Origin of the sequence: Halorubrum sodomense, assembly GCF_900111935.1 — an archaeon.
Taxonomy (GTDB): domain Archaea; phylum Halobacteriota; class Halobacteria; order Halobacteriales; family Haloferacaceae; genus Halorubrum; species Halorubrum sodomense.
The window spans coordinates 1-17,081 of record NZ_FOYN01000004.1 but is presented as its reverse complement, the minus strand read 5'-3'; the positions used below and the strand labels follow the sequence as shown (position 1 = coordinate 17,081).

Annotated in this window: 14 protein-coding genes; 6 read left to right on the top strand and 8 right to left on the bottom strand. The window is 52.0% G+C overall.

All coding sequences use genetic code 11. The annotated features are described in order from the left end of the window. The first annotated feature begins 12 nt into the window (after positions 1–12). The 3 genes from BM286_RS13260 to BM286_RS13250 all read left to right on the top strand — a co-directional run bounded on the left by BM286_RS13260 (position 13) and on the right by BM286_RS13250 (position 1,041). Positions 13–276 carry a MarR family transcriptional regulator gene (locus BM286_RS13260; RefSeq protein WP_092923345.1) on the top strand — a complete coding sequence of 88 codons (264 nt, stop codon included), beginning with the start codon at positions 13–15 and terminating at the stop codon, positions 274–276. Positions 277–373: 97 nt separating this feature from the next. Next, entirely contained in the window at positions 374–814 is a 441-nt protein-coding gene (locus BM286_RS13255) for a hypothetical protein (protein ID WP_092923342.1), read from the top strand. Positions 815–840: 26 nt separating this feature from the next. Then, positions 841–1,041 carry a hypothetical protein gene (locus BM286_RS13250; protein ID WP_092923339.1) on the top strand — a complete coding sequence of 67 codons (201 nt, stop codon included), beginning with the start codon at positions 841–843 and terminating at the stop codon, positions 1,039–1,041. A gap of 62 nt (positions 1,042–1,103) precedes the next feature. On the opposite strand, the gene BM286_RS13245 is transcribed toward BM286_RS13250, so the two are convergent. From BM286_RS13245 to BM286_RS13225, 5 genes are all read right to left on the bottom strand, one after another. After that, on the bottom strand, positions 1,104–1,892 hold the full coding sequence (locus BM286_RS13245) for a DNA adenine methylase (RefSeq protein WP_092923337.1): 789 nt from the start codon (positions 1,890–1,892) through the stop codon (positions 1,104–1,106). After that, the gene (locus tag BM286_RS13240; RefSeq protein WP_092923334.1) at positions 1,892–2,212 is read right to left on the bottom strand and encodes a hypothetical protein; all 321 of its coding nucleotides are present in this window, start codon (positions 2,210–2,212) and stop codon (positions 1,892–1,894) included. Before BM286_RS13240 ends, BM286_RS13245 begins: the two co-directional genes overlap by 1 nt. A 247-nt stretch (positions 2,213–2,459) precedes the next feature. Continuing rightward, positions 2,460–4,166, bottom strand: coding sequence for a DUF262 domain-containing protein (locus BM286_RS13235; RefSeq protein ID WP_092923331.1), 1,707 nt, complete (start codon positions 4,164–4,166; stop codon positions 2,460–2,462). A gap of 101 nt (positions 4,167–4,267) precedes the next feature. Continuing rightward, positions 4,268–8,116: an Eco57I restriction-modification methylase domain-containing protein gene (locus BM286_RS13230; protein WP_092923328.1), complete on the bottom strand. Its 3,849-nt coding sequence runs from the start codon at positions 8,114–8,116 to the stop codon at positions 4,268–4,270. A gap of 126 nt (positions 8,117–8,242) precedes the next feature. Further along, the gene (locus BM286_RS13225; RefSeq protein ID WP_092923844.1) at positions 8,243–9,205 is read right to left on the bottom strand and encodes a Cdc6/Cdc18 family protein; all 963 of its coding nucleotides are present in this window, start codon (positions 9,203–9,205) and stop codon (positions 8,243–8,245) included. Positions 9,206–9,401: 196 nt separating this feature from the next. Between BM286_RS13225 and BM286_RS15255 the strand changes: the two genes are divergently transcribed. Next, positions 9,402–9,827: a hypothetical protein gene (locus tag BM286_RS15255; RefSeq protein ID WP_143103877.1), complete on the top strand. Its 426-nt coding sequence runs from the start codon at positions 9,402–9,404 to the stop codon at positions 9,825–9,827. A gap of 39 nt (positions 9,828–9,866) precedes the next feature. On the opposite strand, the gene BM286_RS15250 is transcribed toward BM286_RS15255, so the two are convergent. Next, positions 9,867–10,325, bottom strand: a complete 459-nt coding sequence (locus tag BM286_RS15250) for a hypothetical protein (RefSeq protein WP_143103876.1) — start codon at positions 10,323–10,325, stop codon at positions 9,867–9,869. A gap of 215 nt (positions 10,326–10,540) precedes the next feature. Next, positions 10,541–12,637: an HNH endonuclease gene (locus BM286_RS13220; RefSeq protein ID WP_092923840.1), complete on the bottom strand. Its 2,097-nt coding sequence runs from the start codon at positions 12,635–12,637 to the stop codon at positions 10,541–10,543. 304 nt (positions 12,638–12,941) lie between these two features. Here BM286_RS13220 and BM286_RS13215 point away from each other — a divergent pair, with 304 nt between their 5' ends. Further along, positions 12,942–13,922: a S1 family peptidase gene (locus BM286_RS13215; protein WP_167603405.1), complete on the top strand. Its 981-nt coding sequence runs from the start codon at positions 12,942–12,944 to the stop codon at positions 13,920–13,922. A 257-nt stretch (positions 13,923–14,179) separates the two neighbouring features. Here the strand turns inward: BM286_RS13215 and BM286_RS13210 are convergent, their stop codons facing one another. Beyond that, positions 14,180–14,785: a site-specific integrase gene (locus tag BM286_RS13210; protein ID WP_092923322.1), complete on the bottom strand. Its 606-nt coding sequence runs from the start codon at positions 14,783–14,785 to the stop codon at positions 14,180–14,182. Positions 14,786–15,212: 427 nt separating this feature from the next. Here BM286_RS13210 and BM286_RS15245 point away from each other — a divergent pair. Beyond that, a partial coding sequence (locus tag BM286_RS15245; protein WP_143103875.1) for a hypothetical protein occupies positions 15,213–17,081 on the top strand: 1,869 nt, incomplete at its 3' end.

Here is a 17,081-nt window from a genome sequence, read left to right as displayed (position 1 = left end):
GTGATTCGAGAAATGGTTGAACGCGTATCGTGGCTCTCTCCGGTAGATTACGAGGTTCTCGAATTTTTCGAGAGCCACGACATCGTGACCTCGCCGAAGGTACTCGCAGCCAACATCGACTACGACCGGCAGTACGTGAGTAAACGGTGTCAGACCCTCCTCAGCAGCGGACTGTTGGAGCAGCCCGAAGACGGTCTTTACCGACTCTCTGACCTCGGTCGTGATTTCCTCGCTGGGGATGTTGAAGCAGAGGTCATCGAAGAAGCTGGCGAGTAATAATTCGGACACCAGACCCGGATCGACTGAAGCCTTTTTGTGTGACAGCGTGGTAGGCGGAGATATGTCTGTCAGGAATGTGGGGGAGAGTGCCTGAATGACCAGCCTCGCCCTCGCAGTCCTAGAGATCACCGCAATTTCCGTTCCGCTAGTCGCGATTCTGGTGATCCAGATCCTCCGAACGGACAAACTGAACGAGTTCGTCCCTGACGATCTACTGAGGTATGTGAACCGACTCCTTATCGCGACGAGCTTGCTGTTCGTACTCGCGATCGTCTCATCGATGAGTCTCGCTTTTGAGTCCGGGCTCTCTCTGTGGGGGCTGGCGAGCGTGACGTTCCTCGGGATGGGTTTGGCTCTCCTAGCGATCGTGGTGCTTTTTTTCCCGCTGGTGGCACTGACGCTCTTCGGCGAAAATACGGAACAAGCGACGCTCTCCGAGACGACCAGCGAATCGGAAGATGGTGAGGAAGATTTACCACCCCAGCGGAAAGAAGGATCAACTGAGAAGACAGCCGACTCGGAAAAAGAGACGTAGATCCGGGCCGGTTGCGGAGACCGCCCATGGCGATAAAAACGCTCAACCCGCGGGATATCGACGACCTGTTTAAGTCGGTAGTCTGGGCTATGGCGATTCTCGCAGGCGGCGTTGTACTCCTCGCAATTGGGGCGTTTACTGGGACCAGCGCGGTGAATGCCGTCGGCTACATAACCATTGGAATCGCGTTCGTGATTCTCATCATGGCGAGCCGACCGGCTTGGTAGTAGTTCGGCGCCGACGACCTCCACACGTAGTGTAGCTGGATCGACGAGCATCGCTGACGCGGTCACACCTCCTCCGGATCGAAGTTCATCACGAGCCGCTCTTTGGCGTCCTTCGATGACCCGCGCTTCCCGTTGTTGATGAACCGTTTCTCTTCGCGGTCGAGCACGTACACGTCCTCGAAGCCCTCCGGTAGGTCCTCGTACGAACAGATCCAGTCGCCCTCCAGCCGCGCGAGCCCCTCGACGAGCGCCTCGTGGTCGATCGTGTTCACGAGGTAGTAATCCTCGTAGCCGACGTACGGCGGGTCGCAGTAGAACACGGTATCCGCGCTGTCGTACTTCTCGAAGACATCAGCCCAGTCGAGGTTCTCGACGACCACGTCCCCGAACCGCTCGGCGAACTCGTCGAGGCGGTCGACCTTGTTCGCATACGATAGAGCCAGATTTCGGACCTTCGAGGTCCCGAACCCGGACCGAGAGTCGTACTTCCCTCCCCACTGCGTGTAGCGGAGGTAGAAGAACTGTCCGGCCCGCTCGATCGGGTCGGCTGGCCGATAGCCGTGGAAGAACTTGTGGGCCCACTCGTCATAGATTTCGCGCGAGTACGGCGTCCGATCGAGCCACTCGACCAGCTCCTCGCAGCGGTCGCGGAGAACCTCGAAGAACTGGACGAGGTCGCCGTCGCGGTCGTTGTACACCTCGACGTCGCTCGTGTCCGGGTCCTTGTTCGCGAGGACGCCAGCCGCGCCTCCGAACACTTCCACGAAGCAGGTGTGCTCAGGCGTCTGGTCGAGGATCCACGATGCGAAGCGACTCTTCCCGCCGGGATAGGGGAAGACGGCGTCCGCCATCACCGATCCCCTTCCAGGCGCTCGCCGACGACATCGGCGACGCGCTCGACCCAGTTGGGGATCACGTCCTCGGGAACGCCGTCGCCGTCGTTGAACGCGCGGACGATCTCCAGCGAGCCGCTGGCGATCCGGGCGTCGAGCTCCCAGTTCAGTTCGTTGGCCGCCTCGATCTCGATGCGGAGCGTGGAGTTCGCGTCGACGCTGACGACGACGCTCGCGCTGTAGGGGCCGGTGCCGGTCTCGATACCCTCGGCGACGAGGTCGACGGTGAACTCTTTCGTGTGTGCGCTACTGCCGTGGACAGGTGGCTTCGAGGCCATACCCATCCGTGGTCAGGACTACCTCTTGAGAGTCCCACAGGGTGTTCCAGATGGTTCCAGATGGTTCGAAACCCGAAGACGTGACGCGGTTAGACGAATTCCGGATGTTGTTCCGGATGGTCAGTCCCCCTAGATGAGATTTTACAGCTCCCATGCTGAATATACAGCGCGAAGGTCGCTGTCGCGGACACAATAGCTGCCGGTCGTGGAAATTGGTTCTAAGCCGCTTATATTCCTCAGCTAAAGATTAGGCATCTAGATTCCAAATTTGAACCATCGCATTCGCTAATTCAGAAGTCCGCTGTTCGATCTCATCAGTACTCCAGTTGTCGTAATCCTCACAAAGTTGCTGGTTCATACTGAGTTTTGACTCAGCGTATGCCTCTTTCTTCTTTTCAAATGGATCGGCACCGATGGATATGTTCTTGTCTGTCTCAAGTAACGTGAGGTTCCCGAGTTTATCTCGGAACTGTTCAAATTGAGCTTCCGTAGTACCGAGTGTAGAGGGCCACGCACTGTATTTTTTGGCTGTGAAGGAGGCTCTTGGCGCGATGTGCTCGCGATCTAGCTCGTCAAGATTCACTTTTGCGCCGTCGTAGTAGTCCATCTCAAGCCGTTTGAGGATATAGCTCGTACGGTCGTTTAGCCGCACTCGTTTATTTTCAATCGACGCAATGAACTCCTCGTCGCTGGGGCACCGATCTGAAAGTCCACTGTAGATCTCGCGGATCGAGTTTTCTTTCTCAAAGGCTTCAGAGCAAATCCGGGAGTAAATCCGATCAAGTTCCCCACCAGTCGGATAGCTGGATACCTTCCAGCGCATCAGGAAGCTTTCGAGGAGAAGTAGACTCTCCATTACCTTATTTGCCGTATTATATTCTTCAAAGACACGCAGAATGAGTGTCCTCGCTTGGACAGAATTGATGATCTCTAAATCTTCAAGCTTGGAATTAATTGCCTTGTTGCCCGCATCGTCGTACATGTCGATTTCGTGGCAGAGAATCTTTGCGTAGAGCTCTGCCTTGTCAGCCACCTCAGAAACGTACTCATTCAGCGAGATCCCTGCTTCAGGGAGCTTGGAATCGACAATCTTCTGGTACTCATCGTATAGTTTGTAGTCAGAGACGTCGCCATCATAATTCGGCTCTGACGCAGACATGATGTAATGTCGGAAGAATCGACTCGGTTGACTCATGTTCGGCATGAGTGTCTTAATGAGTCGCTCCCAGTCGTTCTGTACCTGCTCGTAGTCGATCTCCGAATCAGGAGCACTCGCAGCCTTACTAAACGTGTAGTTCTTCATCAGATCGACTGATGATAGTTCCATACCCCGATCGTTCAGTGTCTCGAACAGGCGGAACGCAGACTGTTCTCCCTCACAGCGGATCGATACAAGCGTAACTGACGCTAAGAGTCGCTTTCTCAACTCATCTAGTTCTTGAGTGTCCAAGTCATCGAGCTTGCTCGCGTAGAACTGGACAGCTTCACGCAGCTGTCCTTCATCCATCTTCTCGTATTTCCGCTCGATCACCTTCTCTAGGTTGGGGTTGTCGAACGTGCTGAGAGTGAGATTCTGGTACTCGTTCAGATCAAGATCTTGCTTCTTGAGATACTTGTTCTCGATATCCTCAGCCTGCCCTGGCTCTCCCAACTCGTAGTACTTCTCCCGCATCAACGACAGAAGGACAGTGATCGTTGCGATCCGCTGCTGGCCGTCAACAATTTCCAGTTTGTTCAGTTCATTCAGGCCACTTGAGCGCTCGATGAGGACAACCGAACCCAAAAAGTGCGTTGAGTCAGGCCGGATTGAGTTTAGATCAGCCCACAACGCCCCCCACTGTTCTTCCTGCCACGAGTAGCGACGCTGGTAGTCCGGAACAGTATAACGGTAGTTCCGGGTGAGAACCTGTTCGACTGTATCTTCAGTCGCAGAGAGTCCAATCCCGTTCGGCATGTCCGAAATGTATCATTCGAGTATAAATAAAACACAAAGAAAATTCCTCGGCGATTCCCGTCCAATTGGGATGAAGACAGTAGGGAGTTTTTACTAAGTACCTAAGGCGCGAACTCGTCGTACTTCTTGAGGACAAGATCAAAGTACTCGTCTGTCATCCGGCGCGGATTTTGTACCTGGTAGAAATCGTCGAGCACGAACTCGGTTTGCTCACGATCGAGGCCATATGCGTGGAACGCACCAGCGTCGAGTTCTGCCTGAATCCGTTCGCGCTCATCCGATGACGTCGCAGCTTCGAGGTCAAGGCGATCGCGCATCTCGGCGAACGAATCACCGTAGCAGTTGAGTTTCGCAGCTCGTGTCCAGATGTGTTCGAACCAGTTGTCACCCTCAGTTAGACGTGGCATCTGTGATTCTCTGAGCTTGTACATGACAATATGGCTCTCAACTTTTGTTCTCATCAGGAAGTCAAACGGAATACTGTTCAACAATCCAAGGGCCACAAACAGCTCTTTGTCGGAGAATCTACGTTCGTATACACTGTGTAGTGGTACAGCTTCCAAATCTTCTTTCTCAGGTTCAATATCGTAGGGACGAATAGTGTGAACAGTATGGACAGCGACTGAACCTTTGGGTATCACCGACGCAATGAGCGTTCTTTCATCATTCGCCCTTGCTACCTCCCGAACTGCAATCCGATATGTAGTACAGTCAAGTAGAACATCTTTATCGGATAGCGGTTCTCCACGCTCACGCTCTAGAAGGTCATTTACAAATTGAACTTGGGATTTGCTTGTTTTATTACCTCCCATTTCATCATAAATAGAACGTTTCAGATTGCGTACTCCCTTTCCTCGAATCATTGCTTTAGCGCTCTTGTCCTGATCTTTCTCCTCCGAAATTCCCCAGAGAGATATGTCGCCAATATCAAAGTACTCGCTGTTATATGAAAATTGATATACATTCTTTCCCTCATAGATTGGATAGTCACCACGCAATTCATCCTCAAATAGATATTCAGAATCTTTTGAACGATGTACCTCTGAGTACGGATCTATTTTCCAGGTTCCCTCTATTTCCTCACCAATGGACGGATTTTGAAGAATTCTATGTAAGGTGTCTACCTCCTCTTGTTTTGTTACGAAAGGGAACACCCCCGACTGTGGTGAAAATTCTCTAAGAACGGTTCTCGGAATCTCAATTGTATGATGTCTGAAGTTTTTGAGTATAGCCAGATCTCGTTGCTGAAATGTGCCCTGAAGAACATCGGTACTTCCAGAGTTTTTGAAGGTGGTGACAGCAAACTTATATCGATTATCAATTGATTCGAATATTCCATGGTTCTCAAATCCAACTATTGATTGTACATCTGTTTCATCAAGTAGATGAAGGCGAATATCCTTTGTATTTGATCCAGAAAAGATGGTTCCAGGTAATACCTGCGAGACGTAACCCTCGTCTGCAGCAAGTGAATATATTCTCTCAAGGAATAAGGCAGACAATTCGTTTTGGTTATTTGAGGCCGTCTTTCCTGCTATTTTGGGTGTTTGGAGTTGATAAACCTCTGAGCCATTAAAATAATCTGCCCTGTGTCGCATGCTTTCCTTATACGCATTGAAATCAGTCTGGATCTCCTCATCCTCCAATAGTTCATTTTCTATCTCATCTTTCTCACTCTGCGTTCGGGTTCTAAATCGCGGATCATAGCGAGCAAAGAACTCCTCGCGATCTGTTGTTAACACATCCCATGGAGGATTTCCAACAATAACATCAAATCCGCCTGCATTGAACACCTCAGCAAATTCTAGCACCCAGTGGAAGGGATCATAGTTCTGTAAATCGCTCTCAGAAACATCATCAACAATATCACGGAAGTCAGCGAGTATGTCTTCATTAAGATCTTCTCGGTATTCGTCTAATAATTTGAGCGCATTCTCCCGATGCTTTTCAGCTTTCTCCGGGAAAGCACTGTACTCCTCATGGAGTTCGATTTCCTCAATGACATCATCATATCGCGAGCGGACACTGTCTTCTGTCCACTGCTCAAATGTTGCTAATCCATCTTCTGTCTCTTCTTGGAACCCAACGTAGCCAATCAGCGAGTTCCCCTGACGGACGTTGAACGTGATATTCGGCAACGCCAGCTGCTCGGTACTCAAGTCATCGACGTCTTCTGCCTCCAGCTCGGAGACAATCGAGAGCCACAATCGTAGCTTCCCGATCTCGACGGCGGGCTCCATGATGTCGACACCGTAGATGTTCTCCTGTACCGTTGTCTGTTTCACGCGGTGCCGGCTCGGTGTCTTGTCGAGCGTCGCCCACAGTTCTTGGCGGACGTTGGTGATCTCCTCTACGACGGACGTGAGGAAGTGCCCCGAACCCATCGACGGATCCACGACATAGAAATCGTCGACGTCGTCGAGTAGCGTCAAAATCATGTCCTTAGACGCAGCGAGTCCATCGATGAGCTCGTAGAGCGTGTCGTACTGTTTGATCTCGGCCTCGGGCCAACCCCGATCCTCGATCAAGATGCGCTCGAATCGTTCCTTTAGTGCGGGACGAACCGTCTGCTCGGCGCTGAACCGGGTGATTTCCTTTGGAGTGTAGTAGGCGCCCAGGTCGGCGTTCTGATCGGCGGGATCGGTGGTGAGGTAGTTGATCGTCTTCTCGAACACCGAACCGAGGACGCTCGGGTCGATGTCTGTCGGTCCGCCGTCGACAGAGAACTGGTAGCGCTCTAAGAGCTCGATGATCGATTCGAGGACGCTGTCTCGGACGTTGAATCCGCGCTCGTCGACGTCGGAGTCGTTGCTGAGTTCCGGCCGGAACAGGCCACCGTTGAGATACGGAATCTCGCTGTAGAGGTCGATGTCCTCAATGTGCGACTCCCGCTGGTCTTCCTTCTCGTTGAATACGTCGTAGAACAGCGGGTCGAAGAACGACTTGTACATCGTCTGCGGGTACACGCCGCTCTCGTAGGTATCGAGGATGGTGCGCAGTAAGTCGGGTCGGACGATGCGCTTGTCTTCGAGGAACTTGATGAAGATGAGCCGATTCATCAAGTCGACGGAGAACAGCCGTGTGTCGTCTCCGTCGGCATCGTCCGGTGGCATGACGCCGTCGCCGACGAGGCTCCGAGCCCGGCGCTCGTCTTCCCCCTCCGCGACGCCGAACACGTACTTGATGTAGTCGTCGTAGAACTCGTCGGTGACGGCCTCCTGCTTCTCTTTAATGACATCCTGCGCGTCGTCGATAATCGACCGGAAATTCGTGTTTGCGAACGTCCGCACCAGCTCCGCGACGAGCTCGCGTTCATCGTCGGTGACGACCTCGGTCGCGGGGTCGTTCGTCGTCGACGCGTTCTGGTGGAGTCTCTGGAAAACAGGACGGAGATTGACGTCGGAGATGACGTTGTGCGTGTACGAGTCGGCGTCGTACCGGACGAAGATCCAGCGGATCCCGTCCGTCGCGAACCCGTAGTCAGACTCGAACTCGCGCTGGCTGAGCCACGACTTCACTTGGTCCAGTCCATGCCCGCGATCTTCGAGGGGCTTGTTGAGCGGTTCCGCTTCGATCAGGAGCCGCGAGGAGTCGACGCTGGCGACGTCACGAAGCGAGATCGCGTAGTCCGCCTGTTCGCCACGTGTGTCAGAGAAATCTCCCGCTTCGTATCCGTAGTCATCGTAGCCGAGTGTCTTAAGCAGGGGCTCGATTACACGCGCCTTCGTGAATGGCTCGGGATCCAGCTGGTCAGTGGTGTACTTGGACTTGAAATTGTACGGAGCAGGCGTTGATCGCAGAATCCCATCGAGATCGTCGTCGTCGATCTGATCGCGCATCCTGCCGATCGACTCGGCGATCGCCTCGATGACAGCATCCTCATCCTTTCGGGAGACGTCGGTGTCGAAGTCGTCAAAATCGAACTCAGTTTGTGAGCCGGAGGCCGACATTACGCCCGACTTTCACGTGCGCCGATAAGAAACTGGCTGTGGGTTAGCCAGCCCGGTGGGTACCCTGGAACATCTAGTCGGGAGTTCAAGACGATATCTTGATTCTAAAATAACCTGAGTAATCGGCTAAGGCTGCGCTACACGGCCGATACTAGCGGGCTCTGAGAGGCTATAGAGCTTCTTTCCGGCCCGACTTTCTGTCTCGACGAGTTCGTAGTGTTCTAGCTTCGCCAGGTGTGCGTCCCGGAAATACCGCAGACTAACCGGGTCATCGTGACGCTCGGAGTACCGCTCGTGGAGCTCGCGCTGGATCAACGGTCCTTCCTCCTGAAGCACGTCGACGACAACCCGCTGGTGATCGTTCAGCTTCGAGTACGTCTTCCGCGCGATCTCCTGCTCCGCCTCGGAGATCGAGTCCTCGACGAGCCGCCTCGGAATGTTCGACAGGCCCTCGCTGCTCGCCTTCCGCGCCGCCGCCCGGAGCGTCGTGATCCCCATGCGAGCGTCGCCGTCGGCGAGCCGCGCGATCGTCTCGAACACCTCGTCGCTCGCGGCGTTCGGCCCCAGCCCCTCACGAGCCCGTCGCTCTAGAATCTCCGCGATCGTATCCTCGCCGTACCGGTCGAACCGGACCCGGTAGCCGACTGAGACGCGAGAGCGAACGCGCTCGTCGAGATCGGCGAGCAGGTCGACCTCGTCGTTCGCGATGCCGATCCACGAGAGCCCGCGGAACTCGTGGAGGTCGTAGAGCAGCTCGGTCTCGCGCAGCTGGTCGACCTCGTCGAGGATGACGACGCCCGGGCCGTTGAAGTCACGATGGACGCGATCGAGGAGCGTCGACGTCGACGCCGAGCGTGGAACCGCGGCGCCGACGAGGTCGCGAGAGAGTCGTTCGAGCACGGCGTTCCGGGTGTAGTCCCGCCAGCAGTTTACGTAGGCGTACGGGACGTCGAGGACCTCCCGTCGGAGCTCGCGAACAGCGGCCCTCGCGACGGTTGTCTTCCCGGCGCCGGAGGGACCGAAGAGAAAGCAGTTCTCGGCGCGCTGGCCGTCTTCGATCGGGGCAAGGGCGTCGGTGACTTCGTTCATGTGGCTGTTCCGGCCGACGATCGGATCTGGAAGGTGGTCGTCTTCGAAAACTGCTCCGTCGCTTATCACGTCTCACCAGGAGACAGTACCGGGATTTAAGCGAAACCCTCGGTGTTCCGGATGGTTCCGGATGGTGCTGGAATCACTTTCACTACGGTCACTCAAGACTTTATTAGACGGGTTGATATGATGATGTATGCCGATTGAACGAGATTCTGGGGATTGGAGGACTGGGGATGAATCGCCGACGGCCGAATCCATAGTCGTTGATTTTCTCAGCAACCACCCAAACAAAGCCTATAACCTCCGGGAACTCGCGAACGAGCTCGGAGTCGCAGATTGGGATAAGGCGAAAAAAGTCTCCGAGGATCAAATGAGGATGGAGAAGTCGGAATTTGATAAAAAATACCCTGTTGAAGACAATCATCCGACGCCGAATTCAGAGATTGATGCTACCCGGCAGTTCTACACAATGATCCGACCTCTAGCCCAAATGGATATAATCGACATCCGCAAGGTGGACGCTGATGCTTTTGATGATGAGTATATACTGCCTGACGAAGATCTAGATACAATCACTACAGTTGCGTACACCGCTGACGAACATTCACTGACTGTATAGGTGTCTGGGACTGGTGGAGAGTCAAACAGCTTCACTCAATTAGGTCGCTGTCCTACCTCTATGTCGCCACATTGCGTACCAGTTGACGAGTGTTGCTCCAACAGCCATTAATCCAAAGGCTACAGGTATCAGCAATCCGGTTAGATGTATAATATAATATTCTTGAAGAGGTTCGTAGCTGAATATTAGAAGGTACGGTATTAGTATCGCACCGAAGACGACTAGCCTTGTACCACCCGCACAAAGTAATGTAGGCTCAGCACCACAAGCCCAGCGAGTGTAGCCTCTATCTTGCTCATTGAGACCAAATTTACTCAAATAGCCTGTAGTGATTGAATCTCCCAGTAATCCAATACCAAGTATACCCCAAAACAGAGTTTGAAGCTCTGCTAATGGAAGCGTGTACTGTATTACCACGGTGATAAGGATAGATACCACGGATATCAGTACAACTGGATACGTCAGAACAACTCTGTCAAGCACTTGTGTCCACTTCATGTGTATACTCATTCACAATTTGTCCGGATAAGAGCGGTGTCTCTGACTGGGTCAGATGCTACTAGCACATGGCGAGAAGCACATCCTTTTCGCCCAACTGGCGAGTTGCCGATCTATTTTATCAATCCTCCAGTTGTGGTCACTTGACCGCTCTGGATTACGCGCTAGACAAGAATAGTCTGTCTACGTCTTCGCCGATGCGATAATCTCTCAGATCAGTCTGGAGTTAACATTCGTGTTTTTCCAGATTCGGTCCCAATAATCACGGACTCAGCAAAACTACTGAGCGTCACGACTTCTTCGTCGATCTCCATTCTATGTGTCACCGCTCCATCCGACTTTCCACAGCCAGTCAGTCCATCATTGGAGTAATAAAATAGTGTATCTCCCAGCCATACTGGTTCTGTAAACCTCGCTTCATAGTCTCCGTGCGTCCATATTTCTTCTCCGGAAAAATCACCATGCCAGATGCCGCCTGTAGTATATATAAAAACTCCCGAGTTGATTGTCGGACCACTAATTGAAGGACTAACCCCCGTATCTTCTGAGTTGATCTCACTTGCGACGGTCTCTTTCCAGACCACTTCCTCACGTTCGAGTTCGATCGCGTGGAGTTCAATAGGCTCGCTCCCACTGTAAGCTCCCCCGCGTTCACCCCCGCCAGTAATGTAGTAGGCTAGTGACTCTCCCACTGCGAGACCGCCTGAATAATCAGTCTCAGGGATAGTTACCTGTGATTTCTCGCCAGATTGTCCTGGTTCTTTTATGGACTTTAGTTCGCCTCCACTATAGAATAGCGAGCCATTGAGAAAGACTGGATAATAAAAATAGTCATCTGTCATTTCCCAGATTGTGTCCCCAGCACTAGTTGAGAATGCTTGGAGAAATTTCTCTTGACCACTGGAAGCCAGCACGACTACATCTTCATTATTAGCAGCATCAGGCCTCGAATTGTAGCCAGTCGCGTTGTGGCTGACACTCCACTGTGTTTCACCTGAATCCTTTCTGAGGGAGGTTACGAGACTTGTAGTGACTAGTATTAGACTATCATTAGTTGTCCCAAGATGAATCAGCTTCCCGTCAAAACCTTGTGTCCAGTTTTCTTTTCCTTCTGGAGAAAGGCTCCGTACAAGTGACGAATCGGTCCCCGCATAGATGGCTGAGTCGCCCCTTTCGAGAGTGGTAATCGTTTCGTAAGTGTCGATAGCATCCGTCCATTCTTCTGTGAATCCTTTCACCGGGGTATCAGTCGAAGTTGGAGAGTCACTCTGTGTTGTGCCAGTTCCGTCTCCACCCGACACATCGTCTTCCGATGCGGAACTGGGCTGGTTACTGTCACCGCTAAAAAAGTACCCGGCAATTCCGCCTACCCCAACGAGTCCAAGAGTTTTCAGGATAGGGCGACGTGACTCGTCTCCACCTCCTCCTGATGTCGCGCTATCAGTACTCGGGGTCGAACCTGCCGCTCCAGCCTGACCACTGGTTTCCAGTGTGATTTCCTGGTAGTCCTCGTCCCCACCGACATCGAAAGAGCTGGTAGCTTGATCAAATCCATCTTTCGTAATACCCACTTCCACCTGTGTCCCAGACGGGATCGAGAATTCCACTTCTCCGTGTTTGTCGGTTCGAGAGCTCATTTTGGTACCACTCGTCGGGAACGCAACCTCGACTAAACTGTCTCGCAGCGGGGAGTGCTCGCTATTGACAGTACGAATGGTCAGAGCGGTAGATTTTGCGAGCCCCATATCTTCGAGAAGTTGGTCGAATTCATTTCGCATCCGTAAAGCATCACCTGGGCTGACCGGAATCGTTACAGCAGAGTTCGCAAATTCGTTTTCGCCAACCGGGCTCTTGTCGGCAATTAGTGAAATTTCAGGCTGGAACTCTTGTTTTTCGCCGTCAGTCACAGGTCTCCGAACTGTCGCCATTCGAGGATCCGCATCGGGGTGCGGGAAGATCGGCGCATCTCTCCACTCACCATCGAGGTTCTCTACATCTGGGTGGATGAGCTTATGACAGTCAGCACAGAGATTAACCAGATTGCTGAGGCTGTGTTGTCCATTTTTGCTAACTGGTCGGTAGTGATGACAATTAAAATAATATTCACCAGATAGTGAAATACGGCAACGGGCACATCGACCATTCTGATGTTCGAGAACAGCTTCGCGGCGGTCAGTCCAGTCTGGGGGGTAATTTCCGTTTCCGAAGTGGGAGTTCTCTTCGGATACGTTAGAAGGATGGTCGTACTTTCGGTCAATTCCGTATTTCTCGTACATCTCTCGGGTGGTAGATGTGGTTTTGTCTGAGGACATTACAGAATGAACACTAAGTCTATCTTATCGTATAGATATCTGGTCTGATATAGGTATATGTATCTCAATCAGATTTTGAGCATGCCAATAGCACTACTCGATCTTGAGTCGTTTGAGAGTGGGCCAAGTCTGAGTTTTTTCACGGAGGCCAATAGTGTTCACGTATCTAAAACTAGAGGGAAGTTGGAAAAGACCGGTGTGTCAAAACGTTGGCTATCCCTGTCATCAAAAACCCAGAAATAAATACATATTTACATGTAGGCTACAGAACACATATATGGATTCAATCTCTCGACGGCGTCTCTTGGAACTTACCTCAGTTGGGGCCGTTACAGGGACAGCTGGGTGCTCTAATATCCTAGGTAGTTCGGGATCAACAACCGCACCGTCATCGAATACTTCGGGAAAGTCTAGAGCTGAGCTTCAGAATCGTATTGCGGAGTTACAGAGCAGGGTTGAGTCTCTTCAGGATGACATTTCGTCAAAGGACGAGGAGATCGTGTCGCTACGTCAGGATCTGGAGGAACTTCAAGAGAGGTCCAACGAGAAGGATCAAACTGCTAGGTCTCTAAGGTCTGATCTCAGGGAAGCCGAGGCCCGAATTGAGGAACTAGAACAGTCTGTAGAGTATCAGTACAGTGCTGAAGTGAGACAATCTGCGACTGACGCCGGTCGGAAGCTTCGAGAAGCTGTCGTCTTGTTCGAATTCGAGTACGAAGGCAATTTTGGTTCAAGTGGAACAGGGTGGTTCATCGACCAGAATCACATCATCACGAATAGACACGTTGTTCAGGACGCGGGTACTGCTACTTCGAAGACTGGATATCTCCTTGACGGCACAGAATTTGATTTTTCGGTTAGTCACACAGCGGAAGATGATGATATAGCACTGGTTGAGACCGACGTGACAGCCCCCTATATCCCACCACTCGGGACTGCGTCTTCACTGACTGCTGGTCAACCACTTGTCCAGGTCGGGCATCCAGCAATGATTGGGAATTGGGTCATCAGTCTCGGTGAATTCCTTAAAGATCAGGAATTCGGGAATGGACTACATACAGAGATGCCGTCTACATCTGGAAATAGTGGGTCACCACTCATTACACTTGACGGGACCGTTGTAGGGCTCACATACGCGAGTGGCAGTCGTGACACCAACAGTGGACCACCGACACCGAGTGAGGAAGGAGCAGTTGAAGAGTACCCATATCAGGAGGTACAGTACAGCATACACGAAGGCATAGACACCGTACTGGACTACTACGAGCAATGGACTGAAAAGTAGCGACATGAGAACCAGCATCGGTCGATAGTGCTACTAAGAGTGTGTTTCTAATGCTGGTGTACTTCGGGTAGAGAGTCGGGCAATCTACTCATATTGTTGTCAAGGAAGTCATGGAGAGTCGGACACGAGCGGCTCTTCTGCGAACCGATTAGAACGGGAGATCCCGTCGTCGTGAGCGAACACTAGGGTTCCGGAGAAGATCACAAACAACGCCGCTCAACCAAAACCGGAAGACGTGAGCTCCGCACGACCGTTGCTCACAGCGCTACCCCGCTCATCGAGTCGATGATGTTCTCCTCTGTCGGCGCCGCGAGGTAGGGCTCGATCGCGTCATAGGAACTCCAGCCGCCGAGCGCCATCACGATCCGCGGGGAGACGTGTTCCTCGACGAGCAAGTGGTTCGCCCAGCAGCGACGGAGGTCGTGGGTACTCACCCGCTCGAAGTCCGAGTCACCGCTCTCTTCGGCAGCGCCGACGGCGGCTTTCTCGACCCAGTTCTGAACGGTGCGCTTCGTCACGTCGACGAGCGACTCGTCCCGCGCGATCTCCTCGGTCTGGACGTAGCGGTTGATGGTCGCCTCGACGTCGACAGGGAGCCACGTCTCGCGCTGCTTCCCGTCGACGAACTCGCCGGTCGTGTCTTTCCCGCCGACGACTTCGAGCTCGTAGTGCCGGCCGTCGGTCATCCGGGAGATGTGCCGAGGCTCGACGTCGAGTACCTCACCGACACGGAGTCCGCAGTCACCCATCAACCGAATCGCGATCTCGTGCTGGAAGGATCCAGCGGCTCGGGGTAGTGACTGGTACTCCTCGCGGGACATCCAGACGTTCCAGGAGCCGTCGCGGTTTCGCTCTGTTCTCATTTCGTGCTTCTCCGCATGTCCATGAAATATGAAGGTTGCGACGGACGGGGTTTCGGGAGTGATCGGGGCGGATTCGGCGGCTGTTCTTCGCGTTTGTATAGAAACGTGAAGCACCGTTCAGCAAACATCCTCAACATTGTCCTGTAGTTGAGGCCGACGCTTTTGGAGTGGTATGTATCTGAATGGGACTTGGAAACGCTCTTCAAACATCAAAATGGGGCTACCCACAGGCTGTGAGATGAGGAACTTGAGTGGTGGTAGAGTAGTTTTAGTCGACCTCAGAATATCAGCTCGGGATGAGTAAATCATTATCAAAGTTGCCAAACCAGATACAGCATCCAGTCCCGATTCTAATAGTGTTCATTAATTATAGATATTCACACATAATAAAGATATTTAGTTTTATAGAATACATGTATCAGCCAGTATGATTGAGTCTGTCGTGAGCAGCCTAATCGCCACTGGCTTAGCCAAGGCTGGCTCACACGGTAAAGAATACTATGAAGATGCCCTTTCAGAAGATTTCTCTGAAGATCTCAGCGAAATTGGTGAAGATTTTAATCGCTCGCTCCGCGATAGTGTCACCGAAAGGATTGAAAACCAAAACATCGAACAAATATCAGGTATAGGTGAGCAATGGACAGTAGTTGAACGTAGGTTGGGCGCAGAAACGCAGTTGGACTTCTCCGACGAAGACGCGGCGATCGAAGAGATCACCGATGCTATATTATATGCCGTAGGCCCTGAGGCAAGGGTTCGCTCCTGGATTCGCCGGAGTGTGAAAGAAGCTGTTGCCGAAACATATACTGAGGCAGTACAGGACTTCAAACAGCGGATCGCTGGTACTGATCGCGCCGACTTACTTGGGTTCGCAAACGATGAAGAGTTGTTGGAGCAGTGTAGCGCAATTGAGGCAAAGATCGGCAACATCCTACAGTTACTCCAGCGGCGACAGTACTACACTTTGTTCGATGGGACTCCTGAGGGTTTTGAACAAGCTCGACGAGAGTTAACGTCAGAAAATATTGAATTCGTTGACCGGGAAATTCTCCCCGAAGATATCGAAGCATATCGTTTGCTGCTTATCGGACGAAAAGGGGTTGGCAAGTCGCGGACACTCGCAGAATTAACGCGACGCATCGATAGTGACGAAATTTCACATATTATTATTCCGAGTGAAGGGTTCGATTCGAGAGAGGATATTGGAGCGATTGAACAGGAGTCCTTTTCAGGGGATGTACTACTCTTGTGGGATGACATACATAAGATATCTGAAGAGGGAGAAGACGCAACGGTTCTAAGTTTGGTAAAGAAACTAGAGAATATTCTTGACAACCAGGGGTATAGTCTTCGGGTGCTTGTCGCGAGTCGATCAGAACGTCTTGATCAGTTACCTGGAAGTCTTAACGACCCAGATTCATTCTGGTATGAGTTTGAACAAATCGAACTTCCCCCGCTTGATCCAAAGGTTCTCGTCGAAATACTGCGTCGAACGTTGGAACACTACGAAGTAGAAGCGAGTGAAGATGTAGTGCGAGAGTTCGTGGCGAAGGCCCTACAGACCGACCCTTCACCATTCTACGTGGTGTCTGTCGTCGGTCTCGCAGATAATGAATTGACAGAAGAAGACATTGAGAGGCTTCCGGAGACGGCTCTCGAAGTGTGGGAATATCAGTACGGGCAGCTCAGGGAGGAACCGCAAAGGATACTGCGCACTATTGAACTTCTGTCCCTCACGGGTAGTCCATTCTATAAGTCCCTCGTGGAAGGTGCGTATAGGAAGGTATTCAACCGTCCTGCACCGGAATATGGATTTCGAGACCCCGTTGAACCATTACTGAACCAACAGTGGATTACGCTCAGTGACTCAGACACAGATCCATTCAAAGGTGAAACTGAATACCGCGTACACGATATTCAGATCGAAGCTATTCAGCATCCAGTCGACAACGCTCTAGAACCTTTTTCAAACTACCTCCTCAGCGAGTTACGGGCGGATCTCCCTGAGGCAGAGAATGAACGAAGAGTATCAACACACCGGCAATTTGCGAATCAAGTTTCAGAACTAGGCACAGAAGAGTCATCAGAGATTGCGACGGTACACTACCAATACATTCTACAATCCATCGACTCTGATGACACTGCAACTCGGATATTCTTTGGTCGCCATCTCAAGAATCAGGGAGAAACAAAAAAAGCGACTGAAAAGTTCAACTTCGCTATCGAGTCTCTCACAGAAGAGATTGAGAACGGGCGCAACGATCCGGCAATCTACGCCATCCGAGGTATGACGAGA

Excerpts from the sequence above, each read along its gene's own strand:
- BM286_RS13260 (WP_092923345.1), top strand. The coding sequence starts at position 13 with ATGGTTGAACGCGTATCGTGGCTCTCTCCGGTAGATTACGAGGTTCTC.
- BM286_RS13255 (WP_092923342.1), top strand. The coding sequence starts at position 374 with ATGACCAGCCTCGCCCTCGCAGTCCTAGAGATCACCGCAATTTCCGTT.
- BM286_RS13250 (WP_092923339.1), top strand. The coding sequence starts at position 841 with ATGGCGATAAAAACGCTCAACCCGCGGGATATCGACGACCTGTTTAAG.
- BM286_RS13245 (WP_092923337.1), bottom strand. The coding sequence starts at position 1,892 with ATGGCGGACGCCGTCTTCCCCTATCCCGGCGGGAAGAGTCGCTTCGCA.
- BM286_RS13240 (WP_092923334.1), bottom strand. The coding sequence starts at position 2,212 with ATGGCCTCGAAGCCACCTGTCCACGGCAGTAGCGCACACACGAAAGAG.
- BM286_RS13235 (WP_092923331.1), bottom strand. The coding sequence starts at position 4,166 with ATGCCGAACGGGATTGGACTCTCTGCGACTGAAGATACAGTCGAACAG.
- BM286_RS13230 (WP_092923328.1), bottom strand. The coding sequence starts at position 8,116 with ATGTCGGCCTCCGGCTCACAAACTGAGTTCGATTTTGACGACTTCGAC.
- BM286_RS13225 (WP_092923844.1), bottom strand. The coding sequence starts at position 9,205 with ATGAACGAAGTCACCGACGCCCTTGCCCCGATCGAAGACGGCCAGCGC.
- BM286_RS15255 (WP_143103877.1), top strand. The coding sequence starts at position 9,402 with ATGCCGATTGAACGAGATTCTGGGGATTGGAGGACTGGGGATGAATCG.
- BM286_RS15250 (WP_143103876.1), bottom strand. The coding sequence starts at position 10,325 with ATGAAGTGGACACAAGTGCTTGACAGAGTTGTTCTGACGTATCCAGTT.
- BM286_RS13220 (WP_092923840.1), bottom strand. The coding sequence starts at position 12,637 with ATGTCCTCAGACAAAACCACATCTACCACCCGAGAGATGTACGAGAAA.
- BM286_RS13210 (WP_092923322.1), bottom strand. The coding sequence starts at position 14,785 with ATGAGAACAGAGCGAAACCGCGACGGCTCCTGGAACGTCTGGATGTCC.